17 protein-coding genes are annotated in these 20629 nt (G+C 73.2%); 10 read left to right on the top strand and 7 right to left on the bottom strand.

Annotated elements, in window-relative coordinates:
- Positions 1–86 precede the first annotated feature (86 nt).
- Genes BCL65_RS09945 through BCL65_RS09965 form a run of 5 tightly spaced genes read left to right on the top strand, consistent with a single transcriptional unit; the run spans position 87 to position 5112 of the window.
- Positions 87–1517 (top strand): glutamate-1-semialdehyde 2,1-aminomutase, encoded by a 1431-nt coding sequence (locus BCL65_RS09945; RefSeq protein ID WP_106267575.1) that lies wholly within the window; start codon positions 87–89, stop codon positions 1515–1517.
- The gene (locus BCL65_RS09950; RefSeq protein ID WP_125206529.1) at positions 1514–2365 is read left to right on the top strand and encodes a sugar phosphate nucleotidyltransferase; all 852 of its coding nucleotides are present in this window, start codon (positions 1514–1516) and stop codon (positions 2363–2365) included. Before BCL65_RS09945 ends, BCL65_RS09950 begins: the two co-directional genes overlap by 4 nt.
- A complete protein-coding gene (locus BCL65_RS09955) occupies positions 2352–3572 on the top strand; it encodes a polysaccharide pyruvyl transferase family protein (RefSeq protein ID WP_106267577.1) in 1221 nt (406 codons plus the stop codon). The genes BCL65_RS09950 and BCL65_RS09955 overlap by 14 nt, the downstream gene beginning before the upstream one ends.
- Complete coding sequence (locus BCL65_RS09960; protein ID WP_106267579.1) at positions 3569–4204, top strand: PIG-L deacetylase family protein; 636 nt, start codon at positions 3569–3571, stop codon at positions 4202–4204. The genes BCL65_RS09955 and BCL65_RS09960 overlap by 4 nt, the downstream gene beginning before the upstream one ends.
- Positions 4201–5112 (top strand): glycosyltransferase family 2 protein, encoded by a 912-nt coding sequence (locus tag BCL65_RS09965; protein ID WP_165799989.1) that lies wholly within the window; start codon positions 4201–4203, stop codon positions 5110–5112. Before BCL65_RS09960 ends, BCL65_RS09965 begins: the two co-directional genes overlap by 4 nt.
- Here the strand turns inward: BCL65_RS09965 and BCL65_RS09970 are convergent.
- Entirely contained in the window at positions 5063–5998 is a 936-nt protein-coding gene (locus BCL65_RS09970; protein WP_165799988.1) for a glycosyltransferase family 2 protein, read from the bottom strand. The two genes, BCL65_RS09965 and BCL65_RS09970, sit on opposite strands and share 50 nt — an antisense overlap.
- The gene (locus BCL65_RS09975; RefSeq protein ID WP_106267585.1) at positions 5995–7149 is read right to left on the bottom strand and encodes a glycosyltransferase family 4 protein; all 1155 of its coding nucleotides are present in this window, start codon (positions 7147–7149) and stop codon (positions 5995–5997) included. Before BCL65_RS09975 ends, BCL65_RS09970 begins: the two co-directional genes overlap by 4 nt.
- Before the next feature lie 248 nt (positions 7150–7397).
- On the opposite strand from BCL65_RS09975, the gene BCL65_RS09980 reads away from it, so the two are divergent.
- Positions 7398–8561 (top strand): polysaccharide pyruvyl transferase family protein, encoded by a 1164-nt coding sequence (locus BCL65_RS09980; protein ID WP_165799987.1) that lies wholly within the window; start codon positions 7398–7400, stop codon positions 8559–8561.
- On the top strand, positions 8558–9991 hold the full coding sequence (locus BCL65_RS09985) for an apiosidase-like domain-containing protein (RefSeq protein ID WP_106267589.1): 1434 nt from the start codon (positions 8558–8560) through the stop codon (positions 9989–9991). The genes BCL65_RS09980 and BCL65_RS09985 overlap by 4 nt, the downstream gene beginning before the upstream one ends.
- Before the next feature lie 16 nt (positions 9992–10007).
- Here BCL65_RS09985 and BCL65_RS09990 read toward each other — a convergent pair whose 3' ends face one another.
- From BCL65_RS09990 to BCL65_RS10010, 5 genes are all read right to left on the bottom strand, one after another.
- On the bottom strand, positions 10008–10931 hold the full coding sequence (locus BCL65_RS09990) for a glycosyltransferase family 2 protein (RefSeq protein ID WP_106267591.1): 924 nt from the start codon (positions 10929–10931) through the stop codon (positions 10008–10010).
- The gene (locus BCL65_RS09995; protein WP_106267593.1) at positions 10931–11755 is read right to left on the bottom strand and encodes an ABC transporter permease; all 825 of its coding nucleotides are present in this window, start codon (positions 11753–11755) and stop codon (positions 10931–10933) included. The genes BCL65_RS09990 and BCL65_RS09995 overlap by 1 nt, the downstream gene beginning before the upstream one ends.
- Before the next feature lie 7 nt (positions 11756–11762).
- Positions 11763–12977 carry an ABC transporter ATP-binding protein gene (locus BCL65_RS10000; protein ID WP_207767703.1) on the bottom strand — a complete coding sequence of 405 codons (1215 nt, stop codon included), beginning with the start codon at positions 12975–12977 and terminating at the stop codon, positions 11763–11765.
- 115 nt (positions 12978–13092) lie between these two features.
- Positions 13093–14040 carry a glycosyltransferase gene (locus tag BCL65_RS10005; protein WP_106267594.1) on the bottom strand — a complete coding sequence of 316 codons (948 nt, stop codon included), beginning with the start codon at positions 14038–14040 and terminating at the stop codon, positions 13093–13095.
- Between the two features lies 1 nt (position 14041).
- The gene (locus BCL65_RS10010) at positions 14042–14881 is read right to left on the bottom strand and encodes a hypothetical protein (RefSeq protein WP_125206528.1); all 840 of its coding nucleotides are present in this window, start codon (positions 14879–14881) and stop codon (positions 14042–14044) included.
- A 182-nt stretch (positions 14882–15063) separates the two neighbouring features.
- On the opposite strand from BCL65_RS10010, the gene BCL65_RS17805 reads away from it, so the two are divergent.
- The 3 genes from BCL65_RS17805 (at position 15064) to BCL65_RS10025 (ending at position 20627) form a co-directional block, all read left to right on the top strand.
- Entirely contained in the window at positions 15064–18342 is a 3279-nt protein-coding gene (locus BCL65_RS17805) for a hypothetical protein (protein ID WP_125206527.1), read from the top strand.
- 138 nt (positions 18343–18480) lie between these two features.
- Entirely contained in the window at positions 18481–19551 is a 1071-nt protein-coding gene (locus tag BCL65_RS10020) for a glycosyltransferase WbsX family protein (protein WP_106267598.1), read from the top strand.
- Positions 19548–20627: a glycosyltransferase family 4 protein gene (locus BCL65_RS10025; RefSeq protein WP_106267600.1), complete on the top strand. Its 1080-nt coding sequence runs from the start codon at positions 19548–19550 to the stop codon at positions 20625–20627. The genes BCL65_RS10020 and BCL65_RS10025 overlap by 4 nt, the downstream gene beginning before the upstream one ends.
- The last annotated feature ends 2 nt before the right edge of the window (positions 20628–20629 follow it).

Below are 20629 nucleotides of genomic sequence, written 5' to 3' on the forward strand. Positions count from 1 at the left end.
CCGGGTGAATTGGCGTCAGGCCGTTGAGGCTGCTCGGTTCGTGCACGAACAATGGTCTGGGAGAACGGGCGGACTGGAGGCCAACGATGGGTGCGACCCGCACGGCAAGTCCCCAGGAGATCTCCGGGCGTCTCACGCCGGCTCCGCGGCACACCACCTGGACAGGTTCTGCCGCCGCGCAGGAGCGGCTGCACCGCCTCGTCCCCGGTGGCGCGCACACCTACGCGCGCGGCTCCGACCAGTACCCCGAGGGGGTCGCCCCGGTCCTGGTGCGCGGTGTCGGCGCGCGGGTGCAGGACGTCGACGGGAACTGGTACGTCGAGTACGGCATGGGCTTGCGCAGCGTCACGCTCGGCCACGGTTACCGGCCGGTGGTCGACGCCGTGACCCGCGCCGCCGCCGACGGCGTGAGCTTCTCTCGTCCCTCTGTCCGGGAGCTGGAGGCCGCGGAACGGTTCCTCGAGACGGTTCCCGGGGCGGACATGGTGAAGTTCGCGAAGAACGGTTCCGACGCGACGACGGCGGCTCTCAGGCTCGCCCGTGCTGCGACCGGCCGTGCGATGGTCGCGATCTGCAGCAGCCAGCCGTTCTTCTCCGTCGACGACTGGTTCATCTCCACCACCGGGATGGACGCCGGCATCCCCGGCGCCGGGCGCGACCTCACCGTCGGGTTCGCCTACAACGACCTCGACTCGCTGCGCCGGGTCCTCGAGGAGCACCGCGGGCAGGTGGCCGCCGTGTTCCTCGAAGCGGCGACCGGGGGCGCCGAGCCCGCCCCGGGCTTCCTCGAGGGCGTGCGCGGTCTCGCCACCGAGCACGGCGCCGTCATGGTCCTCGACGAGATGATCACCGGGATGCGCTGGCACGCCGGTGGCGCCCAGCAGGTGTACGGCGTCATCCCCGACCTGTCGACGTGGGGCAAGGCGCTCGGCAACGGGTTCGCCGTCTCCGCCCTCGCCGGCAAGCGCGACCTGATGGAGCTCGGGGGCCTCGACACCGCGCGCCCCCGCGTGTTCCTGCTGTCGACGACGCACGGCGCGGAGACGACCGGGCTCGCCGCCTACCTCGCCGTCTCGGACGCCTACGCCGAGCACGACGTCGTCGGCATCATGGAACGTCAGGGCGAGCGGCTGCGCCGCGGGGTCGAGGAGGTCGCGGCCGCCGCCGGCGTCGCCGACCACGTGACCGTCGGCGGCCGGGCGTCCTGCCTCGTCTTCGGCACCCGGGACCCGCAGGGCGAACCCAGCCAGGCCTTCCGGGCGTTGTTCCTGCAGGAGCTGCTCCGCCACGGCGTGCTGGGGCAGTCGTTCGTCGTCTCCGCCGCGCACACCGACGACGACGTCGACCTCACGGTCGAGGCCGTGGCACGGGCCTGCGTCGTCTACGCCAAGGCTCTCGACAACGGCACCACCGACGGGTTCCTCCGGGGCCGACCGGTGGCGCCCGCACTACGCACGCACGCCGCACCACGTCGCCTGCCTGACCTGGGGGCGCCGACCCAGGAGGTCAAGCCATGAAGGTCGTCCTGTTCTGCGGGGGGCTGGGGATGCGCATGCGGTCCGGCCACGACTCGCTCCCCAAGCCGATGATGCCGATCGGTTCGCGCCCGGTGCTGTGGCACATCATGAAGTACTACGCGCACTTCGGGCACACGGAGTTCGTCCTGGCCCTCGGCTACGGCGCGAACGCCGTGAAGGACTACTTCCTCGACTACCAGGAGACGCACTCCAACGACTTCGTCCTGACCAAGGGCGGCGAGCAGATCGAGCTGCTCGGCAGCGACATCAGCGAGTGGCGCATCACGTTCGTCGACACCGGCATGGACACGGCGATCGGTGAACGACTGCGTCGTGTGCGGCGCTACCTCGACGACGACGAGGTGTTCCTGGCCAACTACGGGGACGTGCTCACCGACGCGCCGATGGACACGATCGTCGACGACTTCTTGCAGACCGACGCCGTCGGCTCGTTGATGGCCGTCGCGCCCCAGGACTCGTTCCACGTGGTGCGCTTCGAGCCCGACGGCACCATGCAGGACCTCGAGCCGGTGGCCGGTATGAGCATGTGCATCAACGGTGGCTACTTCGTGCTGCGTCAGGGCATCTTCGACTACCTGAACGAGGGCGAGGACCTCGTGATGGACGCGTGCGTCCGGGCCGCTCGCGACGGACGCTTCCGCGTCCACCCGCACGAGGGCTTCTGGGCCCCGATGGACACGCTCAAGGAGCGGTCCGCGCTGGACGAGATGAACCGTGTCGGCAACCGGCCGTGGGCCGTCTGGGACGCAGGGACGCAGCACCAGGTGCGCAGGGTGCCCGAGGTCGACGTCCCCGACGTCGTGGGGCCCGTCCGTGCGAGCGCCTGAGGGGACGACGGCGGGACGCGGCACACCGAGTGCCGACCGACGGCGTCGGGTCGGGCTGCTCGGGCAGTTCGGTATCGGCAACCTCGGGAACGAGGCGTCCCTCGACGCGATGCTCACGGTGCTGGCCGGGTCGGCCGATCTGACGATCCTCACCGAGGAGCCCGACGCCGTCCACGCGGCCCGCGGCCTCCCCGCGGTGTCCCTCACCGATCCGGGGGCGCCCCGCGGGGGCTGGCGCGGCGTCGTCGGCAAGGGGCGAGACCTCCGGTGGACCTGGCACCAGGTCGGTGAGGTCGACGCGGTGGTGGTTCCCGGCACCGGGCTCCTGGAAGGGTCGGCGGTGCGGGCCACCGCCGTTCCCCTGACCGTGTTCTGGTACGCCCTGTGCGCCCGGCTGCGTCGGCGCCCGTTCCACGTGCTCTCCGTCGGTGTCGACACCGACGGGTCGTGGCTGACCCGGCAGCTCTTCGCCGCGGTGGTGCGCAGCGCCACCATCGTCACGGTGCGGGACGGGGGATCCGCCGCGTGCGTGCAGGAGCTGACCAGGCGGCGTCCGCCGGTCGTCCCCGACCTGGTGCTGGCCGACGACCCCGCGGCAGCGCCGTCCGCCGGGTCGGGCCCCCCGTGCGTGGCGATCGGAGTGATCGACACGCACGGCACGGGGACCGTCGAGGCCTCCTGGGACCGCGACGCCTACCTCCGGCGCATGGGGGAGCTGATCGGGCGGGTGCTGGCGGCGGGCGCCGAGGTGCGGGTCGTCGGAGGTGCGGGCCTCGACGACGCGATGGCCGCCGAGGTGGTCGCGCAGGCCGCCGACCCCCGTGCGGTGCTGGCCCCGGCGAGGTCGATGCAGGCGCTGGACGGCGTGCTCAGCGCCTGCGACGTCGTGGTGGCGTCCCGGTACCACAACCTCGTCGCGGGGCTCCGGCTCGGTGTGCCGCTGGTCTCGATCGGCTATGCGGAGAAGCAGAGGTGGCTCCTGACCGACCTGGGCGCCGCGGACCGCGCCCACGACGTCGCCGACTTCGATCCTGAGACCGTGGCCGACCAGGTCGTCGACCTCCTGGAACGGAGCACCGCCGGGCGCGGGACCGCAGGTGCCGCCTGGCTCGGACGTGCCCGCGCCGTCCTTGGGCGGCAGGCAGTCGGCCTCCGCGCCGACCTCGGGCTGGAACCCGTCGCCCACCCGGAGGAAGCCCGCCGATGATCGAGCTGCACACCGGGTCCGGACCGCTGCACGTGGTCGGCCTCGCCGCGCACCCGGACGACCTGGAGATCGCCTGCGGGGGAACGCTGATCCGGCTGTCCGGCAGGCCGGGGGCGACGGCGTCCTTCCTGACGATGACCGGCACGCCGGACCGCGAGGCCGAGGCCCGGCGCGCGGCGTCCGAGGTCTGGCCGGGCGCCGACGCACGGTTCGCCCGGCTGCCCGACGGTCGGCTCCCTCAGCTCTGGGGCGCGGTCAAGGATGCGCTGCACGCCTTCGCGGACGCGCGTCCGGCGCCGGACCTGGTGCTGGCCCCCCGGAGCGACGACGCCCACCAGGACCACCGCCTGATCGGCGAGCTGGTCACCACCGTCTGGCGGGACGCCGTGGTGCTGCACTACGAGATCCCGAAGTGGGACGGCGATCTCGGCAGGACGTCGGCGTACGTCCCGCTGGACGAGGAGACGGTGCAGCGCAAGCTCGAGATCTTGGACGCCTGCTACCCGTCCCAGGTCCACCACGACTGGTGGGACCACGCGACGTTCGAGGGTCTGATGCGGATGCGGGGCGTGGAGTGCCGCTCCCGGTTCGCGGAGGCCTTCGCTCTGCACAAGGCGGTGCTCGGGCTGTGACGCGGACGCCGGCGGTGACCGTCGGGGTGCCCGTCTGGAACGGCGCGCGTTACCTGGAAGAGGCGTTGACGGCGCTGCGGGATCAAGACCTGGACGAGATCGAGGTCGTGATCGCCGACAACGGGTCCACCGACGCGACCCTCGAGATCGCGCAGGAGCTCGCGGCCGCCGACGAGCGCTTCACGGTGGTGACCAGCCCGGTCAATCGTGGGGTCACCTGGAACTTCAACCGGCTGGTCGACCTGGCACGGGCACCGTTGTTCATGTGGAACGCGGCGGACGACGTCGTCCAGCCGGGCCACCTCCGCGCCTGCATGGAGGCGCTCGAGGCGCACCCCGAGGCCACCATCGCCTTCTCGAGGGTCGTCCTCATCGGCGCCGACGGGGAGCGGCTCGGCGAGCGCGACGACGAGAACCTCGACTTCCTCTCGCTCGCTCCCGCGGATCGCGTGCGGCTCTTCTTCCGACGCGAGGTCTACCAGGCGATCGGCTACGGCGGGGTCTTCCGGACCGAGGCGTTGCGGGCGATGGGCAAGCATCCGGACTTCTACGGTGGCGACATGGCGCTCGCCGTGCGCATGGCGTTGCGCGCTCCGTGGGTGCAGGTGCCGGAGCAGCTCTTCTGGGCCCGCAACCACGACGAGCAGACCAACAAGCTGCAGGCGTCAGACCCGGTCCGTCAGGTCCAGGCGTATCGCACGCACCGGCGCCCCGTCGCGTTCCCGCAGTGGTACCTCAACCATCGGTTGCTGGCCGAGGCCGTCCGGGCTCCGCTCGACGTCCGCCAACGGTCGCGGGCCGCCGGTGTGGTGCTCCGCGACTGGACGATCAAGAACTGGCGGTTCTTCCCCTACGACGTCAAGCGGAACGTGCAGCGGCTGGCTCGCGGCCGCGGTGGAGCCGCCTGACCAGCCACTGGCCGGGTGCGCCGGGCGCGAACCGCAGCGCCCAGACGAGCTCCCGGACGGCGGTGCCGGGCCTGCCCTCCGCTGCCGCCGCCCGCGCCGCCCGCGCCGCCGACCATGCCGCGTACCGGTCGTTCGCTCTCTGCGACTCGTCGAGGGCGTCCACCAGCTCGTCCTGACCGTGGCGGAGCGCCACCGTGCGCCGGTCGCCCACGACGTCGCGGATCGCCGCGGCGAGCGCACGGTGACGGCCGGTCGCGTTGTCGCCGTGACGGCGGTAGGAGACCAGCGATCCGTCGCCGACCCGGGCGACCGGGCCGCGGGCGGCGAGACGGAGCACCAGGTCCAGGTCTTCGGCCAGGCGCCGGGACTCGTCGAACCCGTCGACGGCGCGGAAGGCGTCGGCCCGGACCACCGAGTTCGGCAGCATCACGCCCGTCCGGCGCCGGAAGACGTCGGCGGTCGTCGTGACCGCCGCCTGGTCGGGCGGGGCGATCTCGCGCCCGTCGGCGTCGATGCTCCGCATGCGGCAGTACGTCAGGACGAGCCCCGGGTCGGCTCGCATCGCCTCCGCGTGCGCGGCGAGCCGCTCGGGTTCCCACACGTCGTCGTCGTCGAGGAATGCCAGGAGCGTGCCTCGCGCCTCCCGTGCGCCGGCGTTGCGTGCCGCGGACGGCCCCGTCCCGGGCGTGCGGAGCAGCCGGGTGCCGGCAGGCGCCCGGGGCAGCAGGCCGGCGTCCAGAGGTCGGGGGCTGCCGTCGTCGACGACGACGAGCTCGACCTCCCGCAGGGTCTGGTGCGCCACCGACCGGAGCGCCGCCTCGAGGAACGGGTTGTCCGGTCCGCGGTTGGTGGCCAGGACGACCGCGACGACGGGCGCGGAGATCACGCGGTCACCTGCCCGTCCAGACGGGCAGCGAGGAGGGCGTCGAGCTCGGCGGACACGACCGACCAGGGCCGTTCGGCCGCCCGACGGCGCGCACGGTCCTGCTCCGCGGCGAGGCGGTCGGGGCTGTCGGCCAGCACCTGCAGCGCGTCGGCGAGCGCGCGGGGGTCCCCGGGCGGGACCAGCGTGCCGCCGTCGGCGACGGCCTCCGGGATCCCGCCGATGCGGGAGGCGACGACGGCGGCTCCGGCGGCCATGCCCTCGAGCACGGTGAGGGCGAACGGCTCGGGCCACACGGACGGCACGACGACCACGTCCGTGGTGGCGAGCTGGTCCGCGACAGCTTCCCGGGGGAGGAACGGACGGATGGTGACGCGGTCGCGCAGACCCTCGGCCGCGGCGCGCACGCGTCGTTCGTAGGGCGTCAGGGGATCCGTCGCGGAGAACCCGGAGCTGCCGACGATCGTCACGTGGACGTCGTCGCGATCCATCAGCGCGACGGCCTCGAGCAGGACGTCCGGCCCCTTGGCCGCGATGGTCCGCCCGACGAACGTGACCTCGAGGGGCGCGGAGGCATCGCGGCGTCCGGGCCGGAACACGGTGCCGTCCACCCCGTTGCGGACGACCGCGACGCGGTCGCGCAGGGCGGGGGGCAGGCGGCGCCGCGTGCGCTCTGCCAGGAAGTCGCTCACGCACACGACGGCGGTCACACCGCCCAGCGTCAGTGCCGCCTCGCGTGGCGAGTATGTCCGCAGCAGCTCGTTGTGGGCGTAGAGGACGACCGCGTGACGGGTGGTGTCGACGAGCGGCACGGCCTGTGGCGCGTTGTGCAGGACGACGACGGAAGGGGGCCACTCGTCCTGGTCGTGGAGCGCAGCCGCCCAGGGCCGGGACGAGGCACGCCGCACCCCGAGCGCTCCGCGCAGCGGGTCGAGCCGCCGATCCCAGCGGCCGGGCTCCGTGCCCGGGAGGTACTCGACGACGTCCGCGCTGGTGTAGCGGTCGGGGTAGGTGCCGCGAGCCACGAGCACCGTGGGCTCCGTGCCGGCGGGTGCGTGTGCGCTCAGCCCGTGCACGACCGTCGGGACGGCGCTGCCCGTCCGAGGCGAGTAGTGGTCGCCCGGGGTGATCACATGGATCAGGCGACGTTCCATGTCAGGTCCCGTCAGGAGGGTTCTTGGCGATCGTACCGACGCGCTCCCCGGCCGGACCGCGGGGCGCGGGGTGAAGTTCCGCCGTGCGGGACGGGTGAACTCCCCTCGAACGGCTTCACCCCGTGGCCGGGGCGGCGCAGACTGTGAGCGGACGGACGACGGAGGAGGTCGGGGTGGGGCATCGGAGGACCTCCGGTACGCCGGACGCCGAGGCACGGCGAACGACGACGCGAACCCAGGTGCGGCGGGTGGCGCTCTTCGGCGAGACCGGGATCGGCAACTTCGGCAACGAGGCGTCCCTCGTGGCCGGGATCCACCTGCTCGAGGGCACCGGGGCCCGGCCGGTCGCCGTGGCGCAGCGGTGCGCGGACGTCGTCGCCGAGCACGGCATCGAGGCGGTGGACATCCGGCGTCCCGGACCGTTGCGGCACGGGTTCACCAGCCTGACGGGTCGCTTCGCCGACGTCCTGCACCTGGGCGCCGTCGTGCGGTCGGTCGACGCCGTGATCGTGCCCGGGACGGGGATCTTCGAGGGACGCGGGGTGCGGCCACGAGGCATCCCCTTCTCCCTGTTCTGGTTGGCGGCGTGGTCGCGCTGGTGGCGTCGTCCGCTGCTCCTGCTCAGCGTCGGGGTCGACGACGCGGGGACCCGGGGCGTCAACTGGTTCTTCGCGCGGGTGCTCGCCTGGTCCGACCTGGTGACGGTGCGCGACGAGGAGTCGGCGCGCGCGGTGGCGGCTCTCGGCGTGCGACGCGAGGTGCTGGTCGTGCCGGACCTCGTGCTCGGGCGGGAGCCGGTGAACGCCCCCACGCCTCCGAACGGCGCCCGGACGGATCCGCTCGTGGCGGTCGGGGTCATGGACTGGGGCGGCACCGAACGGGACGCGGACCGTGAGGTGTACACCGGTCGGAGCGTCGCCCTGGTCCGCGCCCTGCTGGACGCAGGGATCCGGGTCCGGGTCGTGATCGGCGAGGACCTGGACGACCGGGTGGCCGCCGAGGTGGTCCGCCGCGTCCGCGCCGCGGACCCGGGCGCCGCCGTCGAGCAGGGTGCGGGACGCACGGTGGAGGAGGTCGCACGCTCCCTCGCGGGCTGCCACGCCGTCGTCGCGGCCCGCTACCACAACCTGGTCGCCGCGGTGAGCGAGGGTGTTCCCGTCGTCGCCACCGGCTACAGCCACAAGCAGTCCTCCCTCGTGGCGTCCTACGGCCCGGCCGACCGGGCGCACGACCGGGACACCTACGACGCGGCGGAGATCGTGGCCCAGGTCCGCGAGATCCTCCGGGACCACCCGGCCGAGTCGGCGCGGGTGCGGGACGTGGCGGCCCGGGACCGGCTCGCCGTCCGGGACCAGGACGCCCGGGTCCGGACCTGGCTGGGGCTCCGGGCACCTGACCAGGTCGTCGCATGAGCCGGCCGGTCAGGGTCCTGGTCGTGGCGCTCGCCGTGGTCCTGGCCGTCGCCGCGGGAGCCGTGGTGTACAGCGCCCTGCGGCCGTCCACTCCCACGCAGGACGGATGGAACGAGCAGCCGCCGGCGGCCGGTGCACCCGTGCGGCCGGTAGCGCCGTCGACGGCAGGCGCCGCCGCGGACGGCACGCCGCGACTGGTCACGGGTGTCGCGGACGGCGGTCGCTACTTCGTCGACCAGGACGGCCGGCCGATCCTCGTCCGCGGTGACGCACCGTGGTCGATGCTCGTGGACCTCCTGCCGGCGGAGGCGGAGACGTACCTGTCCACCCGGTCGGAGCAGGGTTTCAACGCCCTCGTCGTCTCGCTCCTGGGCAACCCCGCGAACGGCGGGGTGACGGGTGACGGCGCGACCGTGGACGGCATCCTGCCGTTCGTCGACGGCGACGTCACGCGCTGGAACGCGCCCTACTGGGACCGGGCGCACGCGACCGTGGCACGCGCCGCCGAGCTGGGCCTGACGGTGCTGCTCTACCCGGTGGACAGCTGGACCATCGACGAGCCGTTCGGCTCGCCGTCGGCCGACACGTGCCACCGGTACGGCGAGATGGTCGGTACGTGGGCCGCGGACCTGCCGAACGTGCTGTGGATGGCGGGGGGCGACTACACCCCCGTCCCGGAGACGGACCAGTGCTTCGAGGCGGTCCAGGAGGGCATCCGTTCCACCGGTGACAGCCGTCCCTTCTCGGCCCAGCTGATCTCGGTGCGTTTCGCCGGCCAGGACCCCCACTGGGACCCGCTCGTGGACTGGGACTTCGTGTACACCTATCAGCCCGTCCACGGGGCGGTGCGCGAGGCCTACGACTCGCCACCGGTCCGTCCCGCCCTGCTCGCGGAGTCGAACTACGAGGGGGAGAACAACACCGGTGGCGAGCCCACGACGACGGAGACGCTCCGGCGCCAGGTGCTGTGGGCCATCACGTCGGGGTCGCCGGGGGACGTCTACGGCAGCGACGACTGGGAGTTCCTGCCCGGCTGGCAGGACCGGCTGCGCTCCGAAGGCGCCGACCAGATCGCCAGGATCCGCGACGTCGTGGCCTCGCTGCCGTGGTGGACGCTCGTCCCCGACTCGGGTGAGCTGCTGACCGGTGGCGCCGGTGGGGGCGACGAGGCCTCGGACCAGCTCGAGAGCGACCTCGCGACGGCCGCCGTCAGCCCGGACGGTGATCTCGCGCTCGTCTACGTGCCGACCGCCCGGACCGTCACGCTCGACGTCGGCCGCCTGGTGGACGGCGCGCGGGCCTGGTGGGTGGACCCGACGACCGGCGAGGAGACGTCCGTCGAGCTGGAGGAGTCGATGGCGACCCCGGGCGCGAACGCCGCCGGGGAGCAGGACTGGTTGCTCGTGCTGGGCTCCCACGCCGTCGGCTGACCGCCGGCGAGAGGTGTCAGGAGGCGGCAGGGCGACGCAGCCGGTTGCCGACGCGTCGTGTGACCTCGCGGACGGCGACCGGCGCGTCGAGCCGCACCGCGCGCGTGAACATGCGCCCCGCCCCGACGACCTGTCCCCGGCGTAGCCGGTCGAGGCCGACCCCCACCGAGTCCGCGGAGTCCCGGGCGTCCAGCGCATCGAGGTTGGCCCGCACGTCCTCGAGCACGCCGGGGTCCGGGTGGTGCTCGGCGCCCCAGAGCTGCATGCCGATCATCCGCCGTGACGCGTCGTGGAGCTCGGTCGGGAGCACCCGGGTGACGTTCTGCTCGTGACGCCGGTACAGGGTCAGCACCTCGGGGACAGCGACCATCCGCGAGTACTGGAGCATCCGGAAGGTGAGGTCCGTGTCCTCCGCGTAGTGCAGTGCCGGGTTGAACCCGCCGACACGCAGAAACTGCGTCCGCCGGTACATGACCGAGACGACGTTGGGGAACGGGTACCGGCCGGCCAGCAGGTCGCGGCGGGTCTCGTCGGCGGCGACGAACAGCGGCTCGCCCCGCTGCCCGCGGGAGTCGATGAAGTCGACCGAGGAGTACGCGGCGCCGGCGTCCGGTGCCGCGTCGAGCGCGGTCACGAACCGCTCGAGCCGGTCCGGGAGCCAGACGTCGTCGTCGTCCAGGAACGTGAGGAACTCGCCGCGTGCCAGCGCGGCGCCGTGGTTGAGCGGGATCGAGACGCCGTGACCGGCCTCCGGCACGACCTCGGCCCCGGGCACGGCGGACACGGCGTCCCGCACCCCGTCCGGATCGGGCGAGCCGTTGTCCATGACGATCAGCTCCCAGTCCGGGAAGGACTGGTCCTTCAGGCTCTGCAGAGCCTCGGGCAGGTACGGGGACACGCGGTTGGTCGACATGACCACGGTGACCCGGCGGGCGACCATCAGATCACGTCCGCGAACTCGCGTTCCCGCTGCTGGAACACCAGCAGGCCTCCGGCGAGCGCCAGCGCGGACACCGCGATCAGTCCGGCGATCTGCCACAGGGGCGGTGCCGGCGTCCCGAGCATGGACCACCGGAAGCACTCCATGAGCCAGGTCAGCGGGTTCGCCGCGAACAGCCAGGAGAGGTTCGCCGGCACGGCGTCGAGCGAGTACGCCACCGGCGTGGCGTACATCAGGACCTGGACCAGCCACGGCAGCACGTAGGTGACGTCGCGGTACTTCACCATCACGGCGGACGCGGCCAGGCCCAGCCCGGACCCGAACGTGACGGCGCACACCGTCCACAGCGGGAGACCGAGGAGCGCCCACCCCGGGTTCACGCCGTAGACGACCAGCAGTACGCCGAGCATCACGAGGGACACGCAGAAGTCGAGCATCACCGACAAGGACGTCGACAGCGGGACGACCACCCGGGGGAAGAACACCTTGGACACCAGCGCCTGGTTCGCCACCAGCGAGGGGGCGGCGCGCGTCAGGACGCCGGAGAACACGGTCCACGCCGTGGTGCCGGCGAAGGCGAAGAGCAGGTACGGCACACCGCCGGTCGGGAGGCCTGCGACCCGCCCGAAGACGATCGCGAAGATGCCCGCCGTGACGAGCGGCTGCAGCACCACCCAGGCGATGCCGATCGCCGTCTGCCGGTAGCGGAGCACCACGTCGCGGATGCCGAACCGGTAGAAGATCTCGCGGGCCTCCCACACCTCGCGCCAGCGCGGGATGTTGAGCCGCCCGGGCGGGGTGATGACGATCCTCGGTGCACTCATGCCGGTCTCACCAGGCCTCGTAGTCGAAGTCGGCGAAGACTGCGCCCAGCTCGACGCCCTCGTCCATCACCAGGTCGGGGTACGGCAGGTGCGGGAGCACCTCGAACGCTGCTGCCCCGCGCCACCCGTCGAACACTCCGTTCTGGCACACGAACGCGTCGATCGTGTAGGTGCCCGGCTTGAGCCAGAGGTTTTTGATCCGCAGCTCACCGCTGCGGGGCTCGGAGGGGTCGAACCACTGGCTCACCAGTCGGGAGTCGCACTGCGCCACCACGGCGCCCTGGTGGTCGACGATGTGGCAGGAGACGAAGTACTTGCCCACGATCTCGGGGTTCGCGCCGACGGCGAAGGTCACGACCGTGTCGTCGACCGGGTCGCGCACCTCGGTGGTGTCGACTCGCTCCAGCCGGATCTCGCCCGTGCCGGGTCGGTGCTTCGCCTCGACCTGCCGTGCCCGCCAGTCGTCGAAGCTGTCGCGGTACGCCGTCATGACGTCGTCCACCGAACCGGTCTGGACGAGGCGCCCGCGGTCGATGAACATCGCGGAGGTGCACAGCGCGGTGACCGTCTGCATCTGGTGGCTGACGTAGAGCACGGCGCGGCCGTCCTTGGCGACGTCGCGCATCTTGTCCAGGGACTTGCGCTGGAACTCGGCGTCGCCGACGGCGAGCACCTCGTCGATGGCGAGGATCTCCGTCTCGAGGTGTGCCGCCACCGCGAAGGCCAGACGCACGTACATCCCCGACGAGAACCGCTTGACCGGCGTCTCGAGGAACTTCTCGATGCCGGAGAACCGGACGATGTCGTCGAAGCGGCGCCGGATCTCGCTGCGCCCCATGCCCAGCAGGGAGCCGTTGAGGAAGATGTTCTCGCGACCGGTGAGCTCGGGGTGGAACCCGGTGCCCACCTCGAGCAGGCTGCCCACGCGACCGCCGAGCTCGACCCGTCCGGTCGTCGGTGCGGTGATGCGGGTGAGGATCTTCAGCAGCGTGCTCTTGCCGGCGCCGTTCCGTCCGACGATCCCCACCGCCTCGCCCCAGGGGATGTCGAACGACATGTCGTGCAGGGCCTCGAACGTCTCGAACTCGCGCCGGTGGAACGGATCCTTGGCGCGCGCCACCAACGCCTCGGTGAGGCGGTCGTGGGAGCGCCCCGAGGTGGCGATGCGGTAGGACTTGCCCAGACCGCGCGCCACGATCGCCGATCCGGCCAGTGGTTGCACAGGTGAACCGTAGACAGGAGTGGGGAAGGTCTGGAACGGCGGGAACGGGTGAATCTGTCGCTGCGGCGCCCGGGTGGGGGTGAAACCTCGACCGGCCGACCGGACGGTCGCGGGTCTAGCCCCGGGACCAGCGCCGTGCCCGCCGCTCCAGGCGCGACGGTGCGCGGCCGTACCGGCGGCGCACCTGCGCCAGGGCGACCGCTACGAGGATCCGTCCGGTGCGCAGGCCCGCCCGCGGTCCCCGCTCCCGGGCGTCCCGGACCGGTGAGGGCAGGACCCGCGTCCGGAGCAGCCGCCGGCGTTGACGGCCCGGCAGCCAGGTCCTGGCGAACAGGAGGAGGTTGCGCAGGTAGTAGTAGGTGCCCAGGTATGCGTAGGCGCCGGTGAAGGACCGCGAGACGCCGTGGCGGACACGGGAGCGCGGGACCACTCGCAGGGCGACGCCGCGGCGCCGGGCCCGCATGCTCCAGTCCGAGTCCTCGAAGTTGAGGAAGTACCGGTCGTCGAACAGCCCGACGTCCCGCCACGTGGTGGCGGACGCCGTGACGCAGCAGCCGGCCAGGAGGTCGACGGCATACGGGTCGCCGTCCACCTCGCGACCCGCCGCGACGGCCTCCGCCGTCGTCATGTGCCGGGGCAGCCCGTCGTCGGGATCCAGGAGGCCGCCCTCGAACCAGGCGCGGTCCGGGTCGTCCTGGTACAGGACACGGGGGCTCACCGCGGTGGCGCCGCCGGCGGCGACGGCCACCAGCTCGTCGAGCGCGCCGGCCTCGACCAGGGTGTCGTTGTTCAGCACCGTGACGACGTCGTACCCGGAGCTCAGCCCGCGGGCGAGCCCGGCGTTCATCCCGCCCGAGTAGCCCAGGTTCGTCCCCGTCTGCATCGTCATGACGTCCGGCCACTCGCCCCGCACCTTGTCGAGGACCCCGTCGAACGACCCGTTGTCGATGACCAGCAGGTCGTGACCCGGGCATCCCTGGACCACGGAGTCGACGCACGCCAGGGTGTCGTCCGCCCCGTGGAACGACAGGACCACGACGAGGCTGCGGACGGTCCGCGGCATGTCAGTCGGCCACCCGTCTCAGGCGTGGCCACAGCTCGCTCACGAGCGGGTGGAAGTTCCGCAGGAGCCGCCAGGTCGCCGGGGTGGGCAGCCACACCGCGACGTAGTAGCGGTAGCGGCGGATGTCGTTCGCGTGGCCCCAGGAGCGGACCTTCGCCAGGATCTCGCGCGGGGACCGCCCCCAGGAGTTGTGCACGATGCTCTCGAACTGGGCCGGCAGCTCCTCGCGGATCTCGCCGGGCTCCGGCGCTCGGGCCGACTGCAGCGAGGTGTCACCGGGAACCATCAGACGCAGGAACTCGCCGCCGGTCCGGCGGGTGGAGGTCAGGGGTACCGACGGGCGCACCAGGACCGGGCCGGGATACTCGAGGTGCGGCGCGCCGTCGGGACGCACCACCTCGAAGCGGGCCCGCCGGGTGCGCCGGAAGACCACCCGCATCGGGAGCTCGACGGCGTCGACGTCGCGGGCGTCGGCGCGGTCCATCGCGTGGACGAGCGGGCCCGGTGAGGGGAGCAGCTCGTCACCGTCGAGCTGGACCACCCAGTCCACGTCGGGCATGGCGTCGACGGCCGCCTGGCGCTGGCGTGTCTCGGCGCCGAGGGGGTCCTGGGGGTCGATCCAGCTCCCGCGGACGAAGCGTGCGATCCCGCGCGTGTCGACGGTGCGGACGATGTCCACGCACTCGTCGACGGGCAGCGGACGTCCGGTCCAGCCGCGGCCGTCCTGCGGTACGGGGACGACGAGGTCGTCGAGCAGCGGGTAGTAGACCGAGAGCGTGCGTTCGAGCCAGGTGGGGTCCCCGGGCAGGACGTACGCGCCCACACGACGCGAGCTGCTCATCCCCGACCTCCTCTCGTCCGACGTCTGCGCAGGTGGCCGTCACCCTGGTTCATCATGGCCGCTCGCCCCCGTGCGGGAACACAGGAGGTCCCCGTTCCGCCCGGGTGAACTCTCGGGAAGTCCTCGCCGGGGCGCGCTCCTCGCGCCTAGCGTGGCCGGTGTCGGAGATGGCGGGAGGCGCCGTGAGACGACACGTCGTGGTGGCCCTGGTCCTCCTGGTGGTGTGCGCGGTGGTCGTGACGACCGTCGTCCTGCGTACCCAGGAGGCGGGACCGCGCCCGGTCGGTCCTGCGGCCGCCGGACCGGCCGTCGAGGTGCCCGCCATCGAGGTGGTCACGGGCGAGACGCCCGTGTGCGGCATCCCGGACCTCGCGCAGGTCGTGGACGACGGCGTCGACGCCACGACGCTGCCGGGGTGGCGGACCGTCGTCGACGACGTGCTCCCGGCCGCCGGGGAGCTCGTCACCCTCCGGGTGCACCGCGGCACGGCCTTCGTGCTGTCCCGGGACGAGGCCACGTACACCGTCGCCCGCTACGACGTCGACGACGGGAGCCCGCAGGGCGAGACCGTCGTCGAGCTGCGGTGGGACCCGGCCCACGAGCTCTTCGGCGTCAGCTCGTTCGAGGTGGACGACGACGGCGCGGTGTACCTCGTGGACCCCCTCATGGGCCGCCGCGACCTGCTCAAGATCGCTCCGGACGGCAGCGAACGGTGGCGGGTCCCGCTGCCCGCCGGGGACCAGAGCACCGGTGCCGTGACCGACCTGGCCGGTTCCACGGTGGCCTGGGACGACCCGGACGACGGGCGGGTCGTCGGGGTGGGGGACGCCGGCGCCGTCCTGCACCGCGTGACGGCAGCCGGCGAACGGTTGGACCCCGTGGACGTCGACGGGTCGGTGCTGGGTGCGCTGGACGGCGGCGCGGTGGCCTACCGTGCCGACGGCCCGCAGGGCCGCAGCCTCACCGTCGCGTCCCCGGACGGGGAGGTCGAGGCGCGCGTCGGCGCACCCGCACCGGTGGACCGTCCGGTCGGCGTGCCGAGCCTGCCGTGGACGGACCCGACCGGCGTCGCGACCGCGCCGGACGGCGGTCTGCTGCTGGCCGAGCCGGGCACCGGGCTGCACCGGTTCGGCACCGACGGCGTGCGGCACGGATTCTGGCCGGCCACCGGCACCGACGTCGACCGCCCGTTCGCGCCGTGGGACCGCACCCCCGTGCTGCACCACGGCGGCGACTACTACCTGCTCACGCACGGGCGAGGCGGAAGCGTCTCGCTCACCGCGATCAGTGACGACCGGATGGCCTACGGGCTGCGCGACCCCGTCGAGATCAACGCCGGCACCGAGTCCCGGGTGGCCACGCTCGGTCTCGGCGCCGGCCTGCTCGTCGACCGCCCCTTCGCGGTCTTCGGCGCGGGGGAGACGCCTCGCGTGGTCGCCGCCTTCGATCCCGCGTGGGGCGCGCACGCCGACCGGTACCGGCTGCGCTACCAGGTGCGCGGCGACCCCCGGGTGCCCGACCCCGTCGTCGGGGACGTCCGGGTCACGGACCTGCCGGCCGGCGGTGGTGAGCTGGAGCTGGAGCTGCCGCCCGCGCGTCCCGGCGTGTACGAGGTCGACGCCGCGCTGCTGGACACGGACGACGTGCCCGTGTCGGGGACCTGCCTGCGCTACACGGTGACGCCACCGGGCAGCAGGCTCGACCCGTCGGCGCTCGCCGACGGCGCGGACTGGGGCGGGGCGGCACCCCTGCGCGGGGTGCAGATCGCGGACCAGCTCGGCGTCGGCTCCCACCGGGTGCAGCTGGACCTCGGCGCGCTCGTGCCGGACCCGACGGCGACCCCCGACCCGGCGGCGATCGTCTGGGACGCCCTGCCCGGTGCCGGGCTGCACGCCCAGGACGGCGAGATCGTCGATCCGTTCGCCGAGCTCGCGGCCGCCGCTCGTCTGGCCGAGCGCACGGGGGTCCGGCTCGTCGTCCAGGTGGGGCAGGGCAGCGAGGCGGATCGTGCCGCCGTCGACGCCGGGACGTGGCGCGGCTGGGTGGAGGCCGTCGTCGACGGCGTGCGCGAGGGCGCCCCCGGGATCACCGCCTGGCAGCCGTGGAACGAGCCGAACAACACCGGCTACGAGGATCCCGCCCGCTACGAGCGGGAAGTCGGCGCCCCGTTCGCCGAGGCCGTGCGCGCCGCCGACCCGGAGGCCGTCGTCGTCGGGGGCAACACGCTCGGTCTCGCGCCGGACTGGTGGCGCGGGCTGGTGGACGCGGGCGGGTGCTCGTCGATGGACGCCGTGGGGATCCATCCCTACACCGGGTTCAACCGGTCCTGGGAGGAAGAAGGGTTCTCGCGTCCCGGTGCCGAGCTGGACGAGCTGCGCGAGATCCTCGCCGTCTGCGACGAGCTGCCCTGGTGGGACACGGAGTCCGGCTGGTGGTCGGACGGCGTCGTCAACTTCTGGGCGTCCGGGTGGGACGTGGCTCGCAAGCTGTGGTGGTACGAGATCGAGGACGTCGCCGAGTGGACCTACTTCTTCAGCGAGGGCGGGTTCGGGGAGAACGGCGTCTCGTGGTCCCTGGTGCAGCACGACGCCTACGTCAAGCCCGCCGGGGCGGCGATGGCGGCCACCGCGCCCCTGGTGGAGCGCTACGACGCCGCGACGGCGGTGGAGACCGGCGTGCCCGGCGTGCACGCCGTGCGGGCGGTCGCCGACGACGGCGCCTCGGTGCTGGCGCTGTGGTCGGAGGACCTGAGCACGTCCGTCGTCATCGCCCCCGCTGACGGTTCCGCCGGCGGCGTCGAGGTGGTGCGCCGCGACGTCTACGGGGCCGAGGCGCCGCTGGACGTCCCCGCGGACGGCACGGAGGTACCCGTGAACGGCAGCCCCGTGGCGCTGCTCGTGCCCGCGGGGGAGTCGCTCGCGGTGCGGCCCGCCGAGCCGTTCGGCGACGACGTCCTCGCGGGGGCCGCCGTGACGGCGTCCTCCACCCACCCGGACGCCGGGGACCCGACGACGGTCACCTCGGGCACCTTCGCCGTCCGCGACCCGTGGCGGTCCGGCCGGCTCGACGACGGTTCGGTGGACCCCGCGCCCTCGGTGACCGTCGAGACGGACGCTCCCGTCGAGGTGAACCGCATCGCCGTCGCCACGGCCGGCATCCGGTGCTGCACCGCGGGCCTGCGGCACTACACCGTGGAGGTCCGGACGCCGGACGGCGACTGGCGGGAGATCCCCGCGCCGACGGACCAGCTGTGGGACCGCGTGGCCCTTCTGCGCACCGATCCGGTGGAGATCACCGCCGTGCGGGTGAGCGTCCCGTGGACACGGATCCGCGGCCACCGCGTGCTGGACGTCAACTACACCGGTGTGCTCGGCGGCCCTCCGCAGCCGTTCATGGGCGTGGCCACGGAGAGCGACTGGCTCGTCGCGGTGAGCGCCGTCCAGGCGTGGGCGCCGCCCTGACCCGACCGTCCGGCGGGGTGCCTCGGGTGAAGTTCCCTCTCCGGGCCGCCGACCGGGGTGAAAAGCCTCGTGAAGCGTTGAGCGGCCGTGATCGGCGGTCGAGACTGGGGGAGGCCAGGCTGGGGGGAGGAGCAAGTCATGACGGCGACGCGCGCGGTGGCGTTCTACCTGCCGCAGTTCCACCCCGTCCCCGAGAACGACGCATGGTGGGGGCGGGGCTTCACCGAGTGGACCAACGTGGCGCGGGCGCGTCGCCTCTACCCGGGGCACGTGCAGCCGGTGGTGCCGGCCGACCTGGGGTTCTACGACCTGCGGGTGCCGGAGGCGCGCGCCGCGCAGTCCGAGCTCGCCCGCTCCTACGGCGTCGAGGCGTTCGCCTACTGGCACTACTGGTTCGGGAACGGCCGGCGCATCCTGGAACGGCCCTTCGCCGAGGTGCTCGGCTCCGGCAGCCCCGACCTGTCGTTCTGCCTCGCCTGGGCCAACCAGACGTGGAGCGGCATCTGGCACGGCGACGCCGACCGTGTCCTGGTGCGTCAGGAGTACCCGGGGGACGAGGACCACGCCGCCCACTTCGAGACCGTCCTGCCGGCCTTCCGCGACCCGCGCTACCTGCGCGTCGGGGGACGGCCCGTCTTCTACGTGTTCCGTCCCGAGGAGCTGCCGGACGCCGCGCGCTTCGTGGACCTGTGGCAGTCGATGGCTCGCCGCGCGGGCCTGGAGGGCCTCTACCTGGTGGCCGAGATGAGCGACCTCTTCGGTACCGGCGTGCGCTACGACCGGGTCAAGGAGGACGGCTTCGACGCCGGCGTGTACATGCGGATGCCGGCCGGCACCTCACGGTGGGACATGCTGCGCATGCGGGCCTTCCGGAAGGTTGCCGGAGGCCCGCAGATCCACCCGTACTCCACGGCGTGGGCCGAGCAGAACCGGACCGGCGACCTGATCCAGCCGTGCATCTACCCCAACTGGGACAACACGCCGCGCTCGGGACGCCGCGGCGTCGTGCTCCACGGCGCGACGCCGGAGGGGTTCCGGGCGAACGTGCGCCAGGCTGCCGCGTCGGTGGCGCACCGTCCGGCGGACGAACAGCTGCTCTGGGTCAAGTCGTGGAACGAGTGGGCCGAGGGCAACCACCTCGAACCGGACCTGCGGCACGGGCACGGCTGGCTGGAGGCCCTGCGCGACGGCCTGCGGGACGCGGCGTGACCGTGCCGGCGGGCCGGGTGGCGAGCGAGGAGCACGCGCCGGACCGCCCGCTCCGGATCGCGATGATCTCCTACTACCTGCCCAGCGGCAGCAAGCAGGGCATCGGCTACCAGGTGCACGAGCTCGCCACCGAGCTCGTGCGACGCGGCCATCACGTCGACGTGATCAGCGAGTGCCCTCCGGTGCCGGGCGCCGTCTACGGGCACCGGCACGTCGAGCTGAGCGGGTCCCTGCGGACGTTCAGGTTCGCGACGGCGGTGCGGCGCCTCGACCTGTCGGGCTACGACGTCGTGCACGCCCACGGTGACGACTACTGGATGTGGCGCCGCAGGACCGGGCGGCACGTGCGCACGCTGCACGGCTCCTGCTTCGAGGAGGCGCGGCGCATCCGCGGCGCCAAGGAGCGCACCCGCATGGTGCTGCTCGGCCTGTCGGAGGTGCTGGCGAGCGTCGTCGCCGACCGGACCGTCGTCGTCTCGCCCGGCACGCGCCGTTGGTACCCGTGGGTGCGCGACGTCGTGCCGAACGGGGTGGACCTGCGGCGTTTCCGCCCGCAGCCGGAGGTCCGGGCGGCGCACCCCGTGGTGCTGTTCGTCGGCGCGTGGCACGGACGCAAGAACGGTGACGAGCTCGCGCGTCAGTTCGTCGCGCACGTCCGCAGCCGGCACCCCGACGCCGAGCTGTGGATGGTCTCGCGCGACGTCCCCGAGGACGCCGGTCCGGGTGTCCGGTCGCTGGGTGCGCTCGACGACGCGGCGCTCGCCGACGCCTACCGACGTGCCTGGGTGTTCTGCCTGCCGTCGGACTACGAGGGCTTCGGCATCCCGTACGTCGAGGCCATGGCCAGCGGGCTGCCCGTGGTCGCCACCGCGAACGTCGGTGCCCGCTACGTCAGCGCCGAGGGACGTGCCGCTCTGCTCACGCCCCTCGACGGCGTCGGCGTCGCGCTCGCCGACCTCCTGGCGGACGACGTCCGCCGGGAGGCGCTCGCCGAGGCCGGCGCGGCGCGTGCCCAGGAGTACTCTCTCCGCCGCGTCGTCGACCGCTACGAAGAGCTCTACCGCGGGGCCGTCTGAGC

Source organism: Isoptericola halotolerans, from assembly GCF_003003075.1.
In the GTDB taxonomy this organism is placed as follows: domain Bacteria; phylum Actinomycetota; class Actinomycetes; order Actinomycetales; family Cellulomonadaceae; genus Isoptericola; species Isoptericola halotolerans_A.